Source organism: Chitinophaga flava (genome assembly GCF_003308995.1).
GTDB classification, from domain to species: Bacteria; Bacteroidota; Bacteroidia; order Chitinophagales; family Chitinophagaceae; genus Chitinophaga; species Chitinophaga flava.
On the sequence record NZ_QFFJ01000001.1, the window covers coordinates 3,428,241 to 3,445,209 of the forward strand.

14 protein-coding genes are annotated in these 16,969 nt (G+C 45.8%); 7 read left to right on the forward strand and 7 right to left on the reverse strand.

The window, feature by feature from the left end:
• Positions 1-268: 268 nt before the first annotated feature.
• Complete coding sequence (gene typA, locus DF182_RS13785) at positions 269-2,077, forward strand: translational GTPase TypA (RefSeq protein ID WP_113616179.1); 1,809 nt, start codon at positions 269-271, stop codon at positions 2,075-2,077.
• 340 nt (positions 2,078-2,417) lie between these two features.
• On the opposite strand, the gene recA is transcribed toward typA, so the two are convergent.
• From recA to DF182_RS13815, 5 genes are all read right to left on the reverse strand, one after another.
• Positions 2,418-3,428: a recombinase RecA gene (recA, locus tag DF182_RS13795; protein ID WP_113616181.1), complete on the reverse strand. Its 1,011-nt coding sequence runs from the start codon at positions 3,426-3,428 to the stop codon at positions 2,418-2,420.
• Between the two features lie 562 nt (positions 3,429-3,990).
• Positions 3,991-4,686, reverse strand: a complete 696-nt coding sequence (locus DF182_RS13800; protein WP_113616182.1) for a hypothetical protein — start codon at positions 4,684-4,686, stop codon at positions 3,991-3,993.
• Positions 4,687-4,695: 9 nt separating this feature from the next.
• Complete coding sequence (rpoN, locus tag DF182_RS13805; RefSeq protein WP_113616183.1) at positions 4,696-6,192, reverse strand: RNA polymerase factor sigma-54; 1,497 nt, start codon at positions 6,190-6,192, stop codon at positions 4,696-4,698.
• A 121-nt stretch (positions 6,193-6,313) separates the two neighbouring features.
• Positions 6,314-6,916: a ribonuclease HII gene (locus tag DF182_RS13810; protein ID WP_113616184.1), complete on the reverse strand. Its 603-nt coding sequence runs from the start codon at positions 6,914-6,916 to the stop codon at positions 6,314-6,316.
• A gap of 66 nt (positions 6,917-6,982) precedes the next feature.
• Positions 6,983-7,432 carry a hypothetical protein gene (locus DF182_RS13815; RefSeq protein WP_147243435.1) on the reverse strand — a complete coding sequence of 150 codons (450 nt, stop codon included), beginning with the start codon at positions 7,430-7,432 and terminating at the stop codon, positions 6,983-6,985.
• 254 nt (positions 7,433-7,686) lie between these two features.
• Here DF182_RS13815 and DF182_RS13820 point away from each other — a divergent pair, with 254 nt between their 5' ends.
• The 6 genes from DF182_RS13820 to DF182_RS13845 all read left to right on the forward strand — a co-directional run bounded on the left by DF182_RS13820 (position 7,687) and on the right by DF182_RS13845 (position 15,147).
• Complete coding sequence (locus tag DF182_RS13820) at positions 7,687-9,849, forward strand: S46 family peptidase (RefSeq protein WP_113616186.1); 2,163 nt, start codon at positions 7,687-7,689, stop codon at positions 9,847-9,849.
• 144 nt (positions 9,850-9,993) lie between these two features.
• On the forward strand, positions 9,994-11,160 hold the full coding sequence (locus DF182_RS13825; RefSeq protein ID WP_113616187.1) for a porin: 1,167 nt from the start codon (positions 9,994-9,996) through the stop codon (positions 11,158-11,160).
• 57 nt (positions 11,161-11,217) lie between these two features.
• On the forward strand, positions 11,218-11,886 hold the full coding sequence (locus tag DF182_RS13830) for a succinate dehydrogenase cytochrome b subunit (RefSeq protein ID WP_113616188.1): 669 nt from the start codon (positions 11,218-11,220) through the stop codon (positions 11,884-11,886).
• A 6-nt stretch (positions 11,887-11,892) separates the two neighbouring features.
• Positions 11,893-13,803 (forward strand): fumarate reductase/succinate dehydrogenase flavoprotein subunit, encoded by a 1,911-nt coding sequence (locus DF182_RS13835; RefSeq protein WP_113616189.1) that lies wholly within the window; start codon positions 11,893-11,895, stop codon positions 13,801-13,803.
• 14 nt (positions 13,804-13,817) lie between these two features.
• Positions 13,818-14,564, forward strand: coding sequence for a succinate dehydrogenase/fumarate reductase iron-sulfur subunit (locus DF182_RS13840; protein ID WP_113616190.1), 747 nt, complete (start codon positions 13,818-13,820; stop codon positions 14,562-14,564).
• Positions 14,565-14,778: 214 nt separating this feature from the next.
• Complete coding sequence (locus tag DF182_RS13845; RefSeq protein WP_113616191.1) at positions 14,779-15,147, forward strand: IPT/TIG domain-containing protein; 369 nt, start codon at positions 14,779-14,781, stop codon at positions 15,145-15,147.
• A gap of 103 nt (positions 15,148-15,250) precedes the next feature.
• Here DF182_RS13845 and DF182_RS13850 read toward each other — a convergent pair whose 3' ends face one another.
• Both DF182_RS13850 and DF182_RS13855 read right to left on the reverse strand, forming a co-directional pair.
• The gene (locus tag DF182_RS13850; RefSeq protein ID WP_113616192.1) at positions 15,251-15,979 is read right to left on the reverse strand and encodes a DUF4377 domain-containing protein; all 729 of its coding nucleotides are present in this window, start codon (positions 15,977-15,979) and stop codon (positions 15,251-15,253) included.
• Between the two features lie 109 nt (positions 15,980-16,088).
• A complete protein-coding gene (locus DF182_RS13855; RefSeq protein ID WP_113616193.1) occupies positions 16,089-16,967 on the reverse strand; it encodes a hypothetical protein in 879 nt (292 codons plus the stop codon).
• Between the last annotated feature and the right edge of the window lie 2 nt (positions 16,968-16,969).

Sequence of the window (16,969 nt, forward strand, 5' to 3'; positions counted from 1 at the left end):
CAACTTCGTATAGTCTTATGAGTGGGAGAGAGGCAGGCTGCACCATATGTAGACCTGGTGCGGCCGGGCGGAATAATGATGGCGGATGTCTAATTGTAACGAATTGTTATTCAATTGATTGTAACTCATTTTTAACAAGTGACTAAATGGTTACATTTATTTAAAACGTGAATCCGGCATTCTCGTCAGGTTTTCGTACCTTTGCGCCTCATTTTTGTAGCTATTAGCCCAAATTTAGTTAGTAGCTGATAGCTAAAGATATAAGTATATGAACATTCGTAATATTGCAATTATCGCACACGTAGACCATGGTAAAACTACCCTGGTTGACAAAATCCTTCATCAGACAAACGTATTCAGGGCTAATCAGGAATCTGGCGAGCTGATCATGGATAACAACGATCTCGAGAGAGAACGTGGTATTACCATTTTCAGTAAGAATGCTTCTGTTGAGTATAAGGGTACTAAAATTAATGTGATCGATACGCCAGGCCACGCCGACTTTGGTGGTGAGGTAGAGCGCGTATTGAAAATGGCTGACGGTGTAATCCTGCTGGTGGACGCCTTTGAAGGACCGATGCCACAGACCCGTTTTGTGCTGCAGAAAGCATTACAGCTGAACCTGAAGCCAATTGTTGTTATCAACAAGGTAGACAAAGCCAACTGTCGTCCTGATGAAGTACACGATGCTGTATTTGAATTGTTCTTCAACCTGGACGCAACTGAAGAGCAGCTGAACTTCCCGACCTTCTACGGTTCTGGTAAGAATGGCTGGTTCAACAGTTCCCTGGAGCAATGTGCAGACATCACTCCGCTGATGGATGGTATCATTGAGCATGTACCGGCGCCTAAAACTCCGGAAGGCACTCTCCAGCTGCAGATCACTTCCCTGGATTATTCTTCTTTCCTGGGTCGTATTGCAGTAGGTAAAGTAACCCGTAATTCTATCGAAGAAAATCAGTGGATCACCCTGATGCAGGCTGACGGTACCGCTAAAAAACAGAAAGTTCGTGAACTGTATGTTTTTGAAGCTTTAGGTAAAAGAAAAGTAACGAAAGTACATGCCGGCGATATCTGCGCTGTAGTAGGTGTGGAAGACTTTAATATTGGTGACACTATTGCTGATGCGGAAGCTCCTGAAGCATTACCAGTAATCAGCGTAGACGAACCTACCATGAACATGCTGTTCGGTATCAACAACTCTCCGTTCTTCGGTAAGGATGGTAAGTTTGTTACCTCTCGTCACCTGCGTGACCGTCTGGTAAAAGAAACTGAGAAAAACCTGGCGCTGCGCGTTGTGGATACAGACAGTGCTGATAGCTTCCTGGTTTATGGCCGTGGTATCCTGCACTTAGGTGTATTGATTGAGACTATGCGTCGTGAAGGGTATGAGTTGACTGTTGGTCAGCCGCAGGTTATCGTTAAGCACATTGACGGTAAAAAAAGCGAACCATATGAAACACTGGTGGTAGACGTTCCGCAGGAATTCGCCAGCAAGGTGATTGACCTGGTTACCCGTCGTAAAGGTGAGATGCTGATCATGGAAACCAAAGGTGAAATGCAGCACCTCGAATTTGAAATCCCATCCCGTGGTCTGATCGGTCTGCGTACACAGATGCTGACCGCTACTGCAGGTGAAGCTGTAATGGCTCACCGCTTTAATGACTACAAACCATGGAAAGGTCTGATTCCTGGCCGTAACAACGGTGTGTTGATCGCGAAAGAAGCTGGTTCTACTACCGCTTACTCTCTCGACAAATTACAGGACAGAGGTTCTTTCTTCGTTGATCCGGGAGAAGAAGTGTATAAAGGCATGATCATCGGCGAAAACAACAAACCTGGTGATCTGGTAGTAAACCCTAACGAGGGTAAAAAACTGACCAACATGCGTGCCAGCGGTAGCGATGGTGCAGCCAATATCGCTCCTAAGATCCTGATGACACTGGAAGAATGCATGGAATACATTCAGCATGATGAGTGTATTGAAGTTACGCCTAACTTCATCCGTATGCGTAAAACCATCCTGGACGAAGAAGAACGTAAGAGAACTGCAAAAAGCATGAAAGCTGAAGCGTAATAGCCAGGCTTTGTTTGATAAGAAAGTAAGATAAAACAGTGATAAAAAGCCGCTCCATATGGGGCGGTTTTTTTTTGCCGCTGATTTTTGTGATGAATGCTGATAGGCATGATGAAGAAAACATCAGTATATATCACACCAATCAAAAGCCCCCGTTATCAATATCCATCAGGATCATCATCTCCATCAGGATTTATCACAGTTCATCACAGTCCAAAATAAAAATCCCCGCCCAGGATAAGGCAGGGATGTGCATACTAACCCAATGCTTACTAAAACTAAAACTAACTTCTATGTATTTTAAAAAGGTAATTCTATTTTAAAGCTAATTACATAATAATTAAGCTTCTTCTTGTTTCTCCGCAATTTTCACTTTGATCTTTGCTTCGATTTCTGCGGACAGTTCCGGGTTGTCGTTCAGTAATTGTTTTACTGCATCACGACCCTGGCCCAGTTTATTAGTGTCGTAGCTGAACCAGCTACCACTTTTCTGTATGATGCCATATTCTACGCCCATGTCGATGATTTCACCCATTTTGGAAATACCCAGACCATAGATGATATCAAATTCGGCCTGACGGAATGGAGGTGCCACTTTATTTTTAACCACTTTTACTTTTACACGGTTACCGATCGCTTCGTCGCCATCTTTCAGTTGGCTCATGCGGCGGATATCCAGCCTTACAGAAGCATAGAACTTCAGTGCATTACCACCGGTAGTCGTTTCCGGGTTACCGAACATAACACCGATTTTCTCACGCAGCTGGTTGATGAATATGCAGCAGCAGTTGGTTTTAGCGATGGTGGCTGTCAGTTTACGCAGTGCCTGAGACATCAAACGTGCCTGCAGACCCATTTTGCTGTCACCCATTTCTCCTTCCAGCTCGCTCTTCGGTACCAGTGCAGCTACAGAGTCCACTACCACTACGTCTACTGCTCCGGATAAAATCAGACGGTCTGCAATTTCCAGTGCCTGCTCACCATGGTCTGGCTGTGAAATGAGGAGGGAATCCACATCAACACCCAGTCTGCGGGCGTAGCTGCTGTCAAAAGCGTGCTCCGCATCCACAATAGCACAGATACCACCTTTCTTTTGCGCTTCCGCAATTGTGTGAATGGCTACTGTTGTTTTACCAGAAGACTCCGGACCATAGATCTCTATAATCCTGCCCTTAGGAAAACCACCAATGCCCAGTGCGATATCAAGACCCAATGAACCGGAAGAAATTACTTCCATTGGAGCCTCTGCTTTTTCGCCCATCATCATCACGGATCCCTTACCGAAATCCTTCTCTATCTTATCCATTGTGAGGCGTAACGCCTTCAATTTTTCAGTATTGGCTGTAGACATATCTGTAGTTGTTTTTTACAAATTTAATCGAAAAGCATATCTCCAACTGGAATGCTAAATTATAACCTAATTTTTGTTTTTCCTAAATTTTTTAGCATTTTATTTTTAATGCTAAAAAAAGTAGTATCTATATCGAACTATCACTCATTCTCTTCTTTCACATCTGCATTGACCGTAACGACAATACAAAGATGAGAGGCTATTACGCATTGAATGTGCGTAATCATTTCCTTTCTCAAAAAATTCTCAGCGACCGGGGAGAGGGAAAATACTGCATTTTGAAAAAGCGTAGTTATACGCTTGAGGTTCAATACAGAATATCGGACTTTTGCATTGTCAAGTTTAGTTGTTGATGATTGTTACCCCAATGTTTGTTAGTCTGTTTGTTAACCTGCCTTGCGGCCTTGCATCCATGGTTACCGGAAGAGGCAATCCGGCTGAAACAAGGTAAACCCCAAAAATCTCTTTCCCCATCCTGAATATATCTTATTCCTTGATCTGTTTTTCCCGGATAAAAAGAGAAAAGCCGGCAAGGAATAGGTTGTTCAGGATGGGATACCGGTCAGACCAGGATCCCGCAGGCGGCCAGCTGCGTGATAATACCGATAAAGATACCCGTATAAATCTCCGCCGGAGAATGTGCATGCAGCACCATCCGCGCCGTAGCCACGATACCCGTCACCAAAAAAGTGATCACCAGTGGTACCGACACATTCATATGCATCCCCCACATCAGCGACAGCAGGAATCCGATCACCCCGCCCCAGCCAATGCTGTGCATACTGGTCTTCATAAAAGTATTGGTAACAAAGGAAATGGAAATGGCCAGAAAAGACCCCAGGAAAAAGGCCGAATAAAAACGGGGCGCACGACCCTCCTGTAAAAAGGTATAAAATGCCCAGAAATAATAAATAATGATCGCTACGTAAGGAATAATCCGCTCCCGCTGCGTTTTCATATAAATAGACGGGATAAATCCAAGCTGCTTGGCCAGCAGCACTGTCAGCAATGGAAACAGCACGGTGATGATACCCACCCGGAAATACAGCATATCGAATGCAAAACGCATGCTCTGCGGCTTAAACGCCACCATGTATTCGGGAATAGACTGCAGTATCAGAAAAGTGACCAGCGTTGGTATAAACAACGGATGGGTGATATAGGAAATAACCTGCGCGGCGGACCGGGCAACAGGCGGGAATACCGGCCATTCCTGATTAGTGATATTCCTTTCCGGTACTGCGTGTTCTTGCATCATCTTTTATTCTTATAATTCTTTACGTAAACGGGCAACCGGTATATTCAGCTGCTCCCTGTATTTGGCCACCGTACGGCGGGCAATATTATATCCTTTGTCCTGCAACATCTTCGTAAGGTTTTCGTCACTCAGCGGCTTCCGCTTGTTCTCGGCCTCTATCAGATCAGACAGGATCTTCTTCACCTCCCTGGTGGATACTTCCTCCCCGCTATCAGTAGACAGGGATTCAGAGAAGAAAAACTTCAGCTTGAAAGTACCAAATTCCGTCTGTACATATTTGCTGTTGGCCACACGGCTCACCGTGGAGATGTCCAGCTGTGTACGGTCGGCAATATCTTTCAGGATCATCGGCTTCATGGTGGTTTCGTCGCCGGTCAGGAAAAACTCCCGCTGATAGTCCATGATGGACTCCATAGTAGATAACAGGGTATGCTGACGTTGTTTGATAGCATCGATAAACCACTTGGCGGCGTCGATCTTCTGTTTGATGAACAGTACGGCTTCTTTCTGGCGTTTGTCCTTTTTGTCTCCCCGGTCGTATTCCCGCAACATGTCGCGGTAGCCGCCTGAAATACGGAGGTCCGGTGCATTGCGTGAATTGAGCGTCAGTTCCAGCTTACCGGCATTATTTACAATGAAGAAGTCAGGCAATACATAACTCTCGGCTTTATTGAGGGTCGCATAGTTGCCTCCCGGTTTGGGATTCAGCTTGATGATCTGATTGATGGCTCCTTTCAGGCCCTCATCGCTCAGGCTCATCGCCTTCTGGATCTTTTCGTAGTGTTTCTTGGTAAATTCGTCAAAGTAATTTTCGAGGATCAGGTAGGCATTATGTACGCCTTCATCTTCCTGGGCCTTGCGTTTCAACTGTAACAACAGGCACTCTTTCAGGTCGGTAGCGCATACGCCGGCCGGGTCAAAATCCTGGATCTTCTTGATCAGCTCCCGGAGCTCTTCTTCACTGGTGTCTATATTCTGGGAGAAAGAGAGATCGTCCACCATGGCGCTTACTTCCCGGCGCAGATAGCCGTCATCGTCAATACTGCCAATGATATGTTCTGCAATGGCGTTCTGGTGGTCGTCGAGTTCCAGCATGCCCAGCTGACTCAGAAGATGCTCATGGAAAGAAGTTTCCACCCGGATAGGGATGGTTTTGTTGCTCTCGTCCGGATCAGGGTAATTGTCGTCACGTAATTTATAATCCGCTACATCATCATCCCCTTCGCTCACATATTCGGAAATATCAATATTATCGTATTCGTTTTCGCTGCCATCCGGCTCAAAATCATCCTCTTCGTCAGTGTCAGTTTTTGCGTCAAACTCTTCCTGTTCTTTAAACTCATCTTCATGTGCATCTTCACCATATTCCAGTGCAGGGTTTTCCTCCAGTTCTTCTTTAATCCTCTCTTCCAGGTTGACAGTAGGCACCTGCAGCAGTTTCATCAACTGAATCTGCTGTGGTGAAAGTTTCTGCAATAACTTTTGCTGTTGTGTCTGCTTTAGCATAATAATCGTTCCCTATCAGGGCAAAATTAATAAGTATAAGGTTAACGATAGCCTCATCGTCTATAGCAGTCAACAGTTAGCGGATATTTGGCTAACGGTGGGCGGCTGATAGCCGGAAGGACTATAAATCCAGTTCCAGTTGCTCATCGGGCAACAGGCGGAACGACTTGCGGTGGTAAGGTGAGTCACCAAATTCCCGCAGTGCTTCCCGGTGCTGCCTGGTAGGATAGCCTTTGTTCTCATTCCAGCCAAAATGCGGGTATTCCTGATGCAACTGTTGCATATACTCATCCCGGTATGTTTTGGCGAGAATAGAGGCGGCCGCAATGGATGCATATTTACCATCTCCCTTGACAATGCAGGCAAAAGGCGTTTTACCATAGGCATAAAACCGGTTACCATCAACGATGATGAATTCCGGCTGCCGGCTCAATTGCTCCAATGCCAGGTGCATAGCCCGGAAAGAGGCTTTTAATATGTTTATCTTGTCAATCTCCGCATGGTCTACACTGGCAACAGCGTAGTGCAATGCCTCTTTTTCTATTACTCCGCGCAACAGATCGCGGTCTGCTGAGCTCAATTGTTTGGAATCATTGAGTAACGGATGGCTGAAACCTGCTGGTAAAATCACAGCTGCCGCAAACACGGGGCCTGCCAGGCACCCTCTTCCGGCTTCGTCACAGCCAGCCTCCAATAATTCGTTCTGATAATGAGATAGTAGCAAATCCGGTTCTGTTTAAGACGGGTAAAATTACAAGATTAATGTTCAAGGAACAAGGACTACGGAATTTTAGCGTCTTGTGGAATCGCGTCCGAACAGGTCTTTGAAATCCTGTTTGAAGTCTGTCCACTCCTTATCGGATTTTTTCATCAGCTCATCAGCGCCCTTACGCGTGCTGTCCCAGGTATCGGCACTGCTGTTCTGAATGTCCTTCATTTTTTTGTCCATCTCCGCTTTCAGGCTCTCCAGCTTTTTGCGGGCTGCTTTGCTCTTCGTAGTGCCTTCTTTTTTTAATTCGTCACTAGTCTGGTCTATTTGTTTGATCCGCTCTCTGATGGCTTCCTCCGCCTGCTTTTTCTGCTCGTCGAGGTATTCCCCGGCGCTTTTAGCAGTGGCTTTTACGTCTTCTTTAACTTTATTAGCACCTTCCTGCACCTGCTCTTTCTTTTCCTGCTGCTTTTTATTCTCGTTGCACGACAGAAATGCTGCTACTCCCAGTAATAACATTATTTTTTTCATGGTCAACTGATTTAAACTGTTAGAAAATAGGTCCGGTGATTTTTGGCACGGGTACTTTGTTGTTCCCCCCTTATCAAAACATATTCCAGTTTTTTTGTTCACACACGGAACACATTATTTACAGACTGAAAAATATATATAAATTATTAATACAATTTAATGATTGGTAGATTGTTGGCATTATACCTACACATGCGTCCGTTAACGAAAAAATAGCTAGGTTTGAGGTCCTTTTATAACAAAACCAAACTTATATGAGAAAAAAATTAGTGGTTTTGCTCCTCCTGCTCAGCGTAAGCATTCAATGGGCGAAAGCAGACGAGGGCATGTGGCTCCCTTATTTATTGGGCCAACAAACCTACAATGACATGGTCAAAAGAGGCCTCAAATTAACCAAAGAACAGTTGTATAGCATCAACAAAGCTTCCATGAAGGATGCGATCGTGATCTTTGGCGGAGGTTGCACCGGTGAAATTGTAAGCAATGAAGGTCTGATTTTTACGAACCACCACTGCGGTTATGGAGCAATTGCTGCTGCCAGCTCTGTAGAACATAACTATCTCAAAAACGGCTTCTACGCAAAAAATAAACAGGAAGAAATTTCTTCCCCCATGCTTTCTGTACAGTTCCTGGTAAAAGTGGAAGATGTAACGAAAGATGTGGAAGCACAGCTGAAAGGGCTTAACGGCGCTGACAGAGTGAAAAAAGAACAGGATGTTTACAACGACATCATCACCAAAGCTACCACCGGCAACGGCTACGAAGCCAAAGTGGTTCCTATGTTCAAAGCTAATCAATACCTGCTGTTTGTATACGAGCGCTTTAAAGATGTTCGCCTGGTAGGTACGCCTCCTGAAAGCGTAGGTAAATTCGGTGGTGATACCGACAACTGGGAATGGCCCCGTCATACCGGCGATTTCTCTGTCTTCCGCGTATATGCTACCAAAGACGGTAAACCTGCGTCTTATTCCAAAGACAACGTTCCGTTAAAACCTAAACACTTCCTGCCGGTATCCATCAAAGGTGTAAAAGAAAATGATTACGCCATGATCTTCGGTTACCCCGGTGGTACCAACCGTTACGAAACCTCTTATGGCATCAAGCTGAAAACAGAAGTGGAAAACCCTTCTCTGGTAAATCTGCGCGACGTAAGACTGAAAGCCATGATGGAACAGATGGCGAAAGATCCGGCAGTAAAACTGCAACTGGCCTCTAATTATGCCAGCATCGCTAACTACTGGAAATTCTTTGATGGCGAAACCAAACAACTGAAACAGCACCACGTACTGGAACAGAAAGAAAAGAATGAAGCTGCTTTCGCCAAATGGGCACAGGACAAACCTGAGTTTGCCAATGTCATGAACGATTATGCTGCTGCTTACAAAGCATGGAGCCCTTATGCCAAACACCGTGTATACCTGACTGAAGGTATCCTTGGTTCTCCGGCTGCTGCTTATGCAGGTACCCTGATGGTGCTGGAAAAAGCACTGGTAACTCCAGGTAGCGCTAAAGATGCTGCTCAGCAGGCTGCCGTTGCCGCTGATAAAGCAAGAACCTCTTTCCTCGAAAGTGAAAACAAACCCAGCGATCAGAAAATCCTGGCTGCTACTGCACGCATGTTCTACAACGACGTGCCTAAAGATCAGCAACCTATCGGATTCTATGAAGCGCTGAAAAACAAATTCGGCAGCCTCGAAGACGACAACACCTGGAAACTCTGGGCCGCTTACCTGATGAATAACACCATCATTTTTGATGATGCCAAATGGAAAGCATTTATGGCCAATCCGGATGCAGTGACCCTGCAAAACGATCCTCTTTTTGCTTACACCAGCACCTTCATTAAAAATTACGCCGGTAAATACCAGCCTATTTACAGCCAGTTCGCACTGAAAAACAACGACCTGGGCCGCGAATACCTGAAAGGTGTAATGCAGATGCAACCTAACGCCAACAGGTATCCGGATGCCAACTTCACTATGCGCCTCTCTTTTGGCCAGGTGAAACCATATTCTCCACGCGATGCTGTACATTACGACTATGTTACTACCATGAAAGGCGTGATCGAGAAATACGTACCAGGCGACTACGAGTTTGACCTCCCGGCTAACTACATGGACCTGTACAACAAAAAAGATTTCGGTCAATACAAAGACGCTAAACGTAACGACGTAGTAGTGGCCTTTATCACTACCAACGACATTACCGGCGGTAACTCCGGTTCTCCAGTGATCAACGCCAATGGCGAATTGATTGGCCTGGCCTTCGACGGTAACTACGAAGCGCTGAGCCACAAAATCCAGTTCGACGCTGACTACAACCGCACTATCTGCGTAGATGTACGCTATGTACTGTGGTGCATCGAAAAACTGGGTGGTGCCAAAAACATCATCGATGAGCTGAAGCTGGTGAAATAAGCCCTTCTGCTAAAAAAAATACAGATCCCGTTTCGGTTATGCCGGAACGGGATTTTTTTATCCTGCCCGCCTCAAAACATTTCCCTGCTGCATGTTGTTATCCCCAGTAAATACCGCCTATTCTGAAATTCACAACAACCGTGCATGCATAAACGAAGTATCCTACTATTGGCCATCTTTTTAGTTGCAGTGACCCCGCTGACGTATGCAGGAAATGGGCTGGCGATAGATACCTCCGCGGTTGATACCACTGCACAGAAAGTTGGTTTTCTGAAACGAGTGACACTGAGTGGTGTATTTCAGGCCCGTTATACATTGTCTCTCAAATCGAATATAGATGTGAACGGAGTACACCAGACAGATGAAGAAAAGGAAGTGGTGCGCAATAGTTTCAGTATCAAAAGGGCAAGGCTTCAGGTGAAAGCGCAGGTCAGCGACCGGTTTACAGCCAGCTGCCTGGTTAACTTCGCTGATTTTGCCAGCGACCCCAAAGGAAAAGTGCTGGAAAACGCTTTCATATCCTACCGCTGGAATGATGCCGTCAATTTTACAGTAGGACAGTTCAGACCTTCCTTCGGTCTGGAAGATCTTTATCCGGTGGATATTATTCAGTCGATGGATTTCTCTAACCAGTATTATGCATTTGGAAATAATGGCTGGCAAAGTTTTCAGGTGGGCATATCTATGTTCGGCACCTTCCGGAAGCTGACGAGGTGGCCTATCAAATATGCTATCAATGTGGTGAATGGTAACAACCGTAACCAGATATCGGATGATGATAATGGCAAACTGGCCTCCACCAGGCTGGAATTTGGAGACATGAACAGGTTGTCGCTGGGCCTCAATGGTGGATTTGGAGCTGTTAGAAGACATGGCGTTTATGCGTTGGGGATAGACTTCAGTGGAGTTATTCCACTGGCGGAAAAACTGGACCTGCAGCTTCAGACTGAATTCAAACAGGGCACCGACCACCGGTTGTTTTACTCCCTGGCAGACAGCCTGCGGCAAGGACCGCTGAGTGATTATCAGATGAATGGTGTTTATGTGTTGCCCAACTTCCGTTACAAAATCAATTATCACAAACTCACATCGATAGAAATGTCTATGCGCTATGAATATTTTAATGAGGATTTCAGGCATACCGGCAATGCACGACGCTCCTATATCCCGATGATAAGTCTTGCATTTCTGAAAGATTATGGAGGACGCATACAGCTGGGCATGCAGATCGATGACTACGACAGAGACATCCCTGGGACCAAAACGCACAGTAGCAACCTGATGATTGTGCAGGTACAATGCAGACTATAAAAGGCCATTATCACGCAGGAAATCAGGTATTCACACGTCGACTTAAAAATACAGGTTATGGGTCAGTGGAAACAAAAAACATTAACCAGAAAAAACTGGATGGCATTTACAGGATTATTCCTGTGTCTTTTTCTGGTCATTCATTTTCTGGGAAACCTGCAGCTGCTGCTGCCGGAGGAGAAGGCACATCTGCAATTCAATTATTATTCACATCTGTTATCAGGAAATATCATCATCAAAATTATTTCCTGGGTGTTGTACATCAGTATCATTGTACATGTAGTATATGCAATCATTATAATGTTAACGAATAAACGCTCCAGAGATCTAAAATACCACTATGACAGAAGAGCGGCGGTCAGCAAATGGTACACGCGTAATATGGGATTGCTGGGCACGATCATTTTTATTTTTCTGGTGATTCATTTCAGAGATTTCTGGTATGTGTACAAATTTGGAGCATTACCGCTGGACGCACAGGGAAATAAAGACCTGTACACCTTGGTGGTGGCTGTTTACAGTGAAACATGGTATGTGCTGGTATATGTGTTGTGTATGGTAGCGTTATGTTATCATTTGATGCATGGTTTTTTCAGTGCAGCCAGAACGCTGGGTGTATATCATCCGCGATATGTACGATGGATAAAGGTTTTCGGCTGGATTTACAGTGTCGGTATCAGTGCTGGTTTTGCACTGATACCCATTTATGTTCACTTCTTAAAATAAGCTGAGATGCTGGAGTCAAAAATACCGGACGGACCACTGGAGGACAAGTGGCGTTATTACAAGGAACATGCGAAGCTGGTGAACCCCGCCAACCGCAGGAAGCTGGAGGTAATTGTTGTAGGCACCGGACTGGCCGGAAGCTCCATTGCTGCCTCCCTTGGGGAGATGGGATACCGGGTAAAAAGCTTCTGTTTTCAGGATACTCCGCGCCGCGCCCATTCAGTGGCTGCGCAGGGAGGTGTGAATGCCTGTAAGAACTATAAAAATGACGGAGATAACATCTTCCGTATGTTTTATGATACGATCAAGGGTGGTGATTTCCGATCGAGGGAGGGCAATGTATACCGGCTGGCAGAATGCAGTGCCAGTCTGATAGACCAGGCAGTGGCTCAGGGTGTACCTTTCGGCCGGGAATACGGTGGATATCTCAATAACCGCTCCTTCGGTGGGGTACAGGTGTCGCGGACCTTCTACGCACGGGGACAGACTGGTCAACAGTTATTGCTGGGTGCCTATCAGGCATTGATGCGGCAGGTACACCTGGGTACGGTGCAATTGTTTGCCCGTCATGAAATGCTGGATCTGGTAACGATAGACGGAAAGGCAAGGGGGGTGATCGTCCGGAATCTGGATACCGGCAATATAGAGCGTCATGGGGCCCATGCTGTAATACTGGCTACTGGCGGTTTCGGCAAGATTTATTATCTGTCTACCCTGGCGATGGGATGCAATGGTTCTGCCATCTGGCGGGCACATAAAAAGGGCGCACTCATTGCTAACCCGAGCTGGACACAGATCCATCCTACCAGTCTGCCGCAGTCGGGTGAGTATCAGTCCAAACTGACGCTGATGTCGGAATCACTGCGTAATGATGGCCGTATATGGGTGCCCAAAAACCAGGATGAGAAACGCTTGCCCAACCAGGTTCCGGAGGAAGACCGGGACTACTATCTGGAGCGGCGATACCCGGCCTTCGGTAACCTGTCGCCCAGGGATATTGCTTCCAGGGCAGCCAAAGAGCGTATCGACGCAGGTTACGGCATAGGGCCTTTAAAAAATGCGGTATACCTCGATTTCTCAAGGGCTATTAAGGAACAGGGAGAGCCCAAAATCCGCGAGAAGTATGGTAACCTCTTCCGCATGTACGAAAAAATAACCGGGATCGATGCTTATAAAGAGCCGATGCGTATTTCACCGGCTGCACATTTTTCGATGGGAGGTCTGTGGGTAGATTATGAGTTGATGACAACCATACCGGGTCTGTTTGCATTGGGTGAAGCCAATTTTGCTGATCATGGTGCTAACCGGTTGGGGGCCAATTCACTGTTGCAGGCCTGTGTAGACGGTTACTTCATCGCACCTTATACGCTGGGTAACTATCTCGCTGATGAGATCAAAACACCCACGATAGATACCAGTCAGCTTGCTTTTGATAGTGCAGCGGCAAGAGTAGAAGGGCAGTTGCGCGCATTGATGTCGATAGGAGGCAAGTTATCTGCTGATCATTTCCATAAAACACTGGGTAAAATCCTGTATGACAAATGTGGCCTGTCCCGCTCCAGGGAAGGCCTGGAACAGGCTATCAATGAGATAAAGGCATTACGGCAGCAGTTCTATGAACAGCTTTACATACCCGGAGGTATGGCCATCAACAGTGAGTTGGAAAAAGCAGGTAGGGTTGCAGACTATCTGGAGCTTGGTGAACTGATGTGTTATGACGCGCTGACGCGCGAAGAATCCTGTGGTGCTCATTTCCGGGTAGAATATCAGACACCCGAAGGAGAAGCGAAGCGTAATGACCGGGACTTTTCTTTTATCTCAGCCTGGGAATGGGCTGGAAGTCACAACCCGCCGGTATTGCATAAGGAGCCGCTGAAGTTTGAGTTTGTTACACCTACGGTGAGAAGTTATAAATAAATAAACTATCGTGTATGCATATACGATTAAAGATATGGAGACAGGAAAACAGCCAGGATGCTGGTAGGATGCAGGATTATGAACTGGCAGCGGTTGACCCCGACATGTCTTTTCTGGAGATGCTGGACATGTTGAATGAACAGCTGCTGGGAAAGGGCGAACGGACTATCGAGTTTGACCATGACTGCAGGGAAGGTATCTGCGGACAGTGCGGTGTAATGATCAATGGTCGTGCACACGGACCGCTGAAAAACACCACCACCTGTCAGCTGCATATGCGCAGTTTCGCTGAAGGAGAGGTGATATATATAGAGCCGTTTCGTGCTACAGCATTTCCGGTAAAGTGTGATCTGAAAATAGACCGCAGTGCTTTGGATCGTGTGATACAGGCAGGCGGTTTTATTTCAGTGAATACCGGACAGGCGCCGGAAGCCAACAGTATACCGGTGGGGCATGGTGTAGCAGAAGCCGCTTTTGATGCGGCGGCGTGTATTGGTTGCGGTGCCTGTGTGGCGGTGTGTAAAAATTCCAGCGCAGCGTTGTTCACCAGTGCTAAAATAACGCACCTGGTATTGTTGCCACAAGGAGAAGTAGAAGCAAGCGAAAGAGTGCGGCAGATGGTAGATCAGATGGATGCGGAAGGGTTTGGTCACTGCAGTAATACAGAGGCTTGTGAGGCAGAATGCCCGCAGCAGATCTCGGTATTGCATATCGCTCGTATGAACTGGGAATACAACAAGTTGCAGCTGTTAAAAACGTGATATGCTGATTGAATAAGGATGATACGTAGTAGTACGTAATTTTAAAAATTTGTCGGTTGACTTGATTGTTTATACGAAGAATCGTCGTAAATTTGCGTCCGTTTTAATACCGATATATACTGTTGCGGATAAGAGTTGCTACATGCGATAGTGTTAACCCGGATTTATTTGTAACAGGGTTTGTGACCCGCCCCCAAAAAAGAAGTATAAAAACATGAAACATTTAAGAATGTTTGTGGTATCCCTGCTGTTGATGATAACAGCGATGACAGCTTGTACCCCAAACCAGGAAAAGAAAGAAACAGCTACAGTAGCCGGTAACGCCGGTAATTTTCTGATCATCAGAGGTCATGGTTTCAGCCAGGATAAGGCTGCCAACAAAGTAATCTTTGGTGAAGTATCAGCACAGGTATTACATGCCGATGCTGATTATCTGCTGGTACAGGTACCAGAGCAGAAAGCTGATACTGTACAGGTGATAGTAGCAGTGGGAGACAACATCTCCAACGCTATGTTGTTTGAATATCATCCCACACGGAAGCTGGTAGCTGCTGTGCAGGGACTGGGCCATGACGCCTATTAATAACACAGTGTTTTAGTTGTTACCATAGCTTTATTAGTAAAGAAAGAAAAAGGGTTGTTACATTATGTAACAACCCTTCTCTTATTAATGAGTGAGTAAGTAGTTATTTATTTTCCTTGGGCTGCATGCCAAACATCAGTACCAGTTTGTTATTGTCGTAGAGGTTGAGAGTCTGGTCTGCTACATCATACCGGAAGTTGTGTTCACCGATCATTGTCAGGAACTCGTGTTCACGACGCATCACGTTTTCATCCATGCAGGCCATTCTGGTGCTGATGGGCATGGTAAAGCTGATGTTTTCACCGCTGGCGTTAAAACCACCAGAGATGTTGTTGCATCCGCCTTTGCCGTGGAAGCGTTTGGTGGCCGGATCAAATTCAACCCAGATACCGGATTGTGTGAGTACGCTATCTCCCATTTTGATCAGGTTCCATCTTTTGCTCGTGATAAATGCCCACAGGCGGCCATTTTCAGTATTAGTTGTTTTTTCCGCAGCAGTAGTATTTACTTTTTTCTTCTCCAATACTTTCCGCAATGTGTATTTAATGGATGAGCCATCGGCAGGAGGATTTTTAATGGTAGTAACCCTTACTAACAGTTTGTAACGATAGCCGGGAGTATATTTAAATCCTTCGATGTTGGTGAAGAGGTTTGACCAGGAAGTATCCTTGAGTCCCTTTATCTGCAGGCATTCCATGGGGGCTACGCCGGTGCAGGGCTCTTTGGCTTCTTTCACATAAATGGTCTGGTTTCTTGCAGGCTGCTGCTTTTGCACGGGTTGTCCGGGTGTCATCAATGTAGTAGCCAGCGTCAATGCTAATTCGAAAAACATAATTGTGATTTTAATCTTTAACAACAAAAGGTACCTGACGGTTTACTTTTGTCAGTATACCTCTTGTTTGCAAAAACGCTGCCAGTATGCAGAAAGTTACAATCAGTGTTTACGATTTCATCTTTTCTATACGTTGGATGATGGTGTTGTAGTAGGCCCGTTTATCTTTTCCGGGAAGACTTACAACACGGATGTCATTAGCGGAAAGCAGGTCCAGCTTGAATTTGCAGGCGGCCTTTAGCTCTTCCGGAATATAGTAGTAGATGGTATTGGGCACCGGAATATTTTTATGATGAAATTTTTGCCGGGCTCTGTAGGTGAGCAGCCACCAGAGGTCTGTTTCCACAAAATCGAGCGACAGCCCGAAGATGTGGATATCACGGGTAAAGAAAAAATCTATCCAGGAATGGAAATATACCTGTTTAGCGTGTATGCGTCTCAGTAAGGAAGCCTTTGGCACTTCCTTGTTGGAATAGAAGGTGCCACTGACCACATAGTTACGCATCAGTTGCAGCTGACCGCCATAATGTTCAAAGCCCAGGTTGATGCTCATGGGGTTGAGGCAATCACCGTGAATATGCCAGTAGTGAATATCATCCATGGTATATTTCCGGAAGATGCTGTAGAATTTTTCATTGATAAGACTGGTGTTTTCAAACGGGGTGCGGCCTTCGAGGGTGAACTCATAGTTGGTGGTGAGGATATGTGCCGGCTTGAGAGCTCTGATTGCTTCATGGATGCCGTTGGATTTTATTTCAGCGGCTTTGATGGCGATAAATGCTTTCAGTTCTCTTTCCCGCATTTTTTCTCTTTTGATGGCGGTTAGAAACACTTCTTCATATAGTAGCGGGAATGGTTTTTTATCATCCAGTTCCACGCAGTCGCCTGTATGACAGAAGGTGATAATATCCTGCAACAGGTCTTTCCAGCTTTGTCCGCTGGAAATGTTGTTGATATCATTTCCAATGAGTAGAATAAGGTTGTTCATAG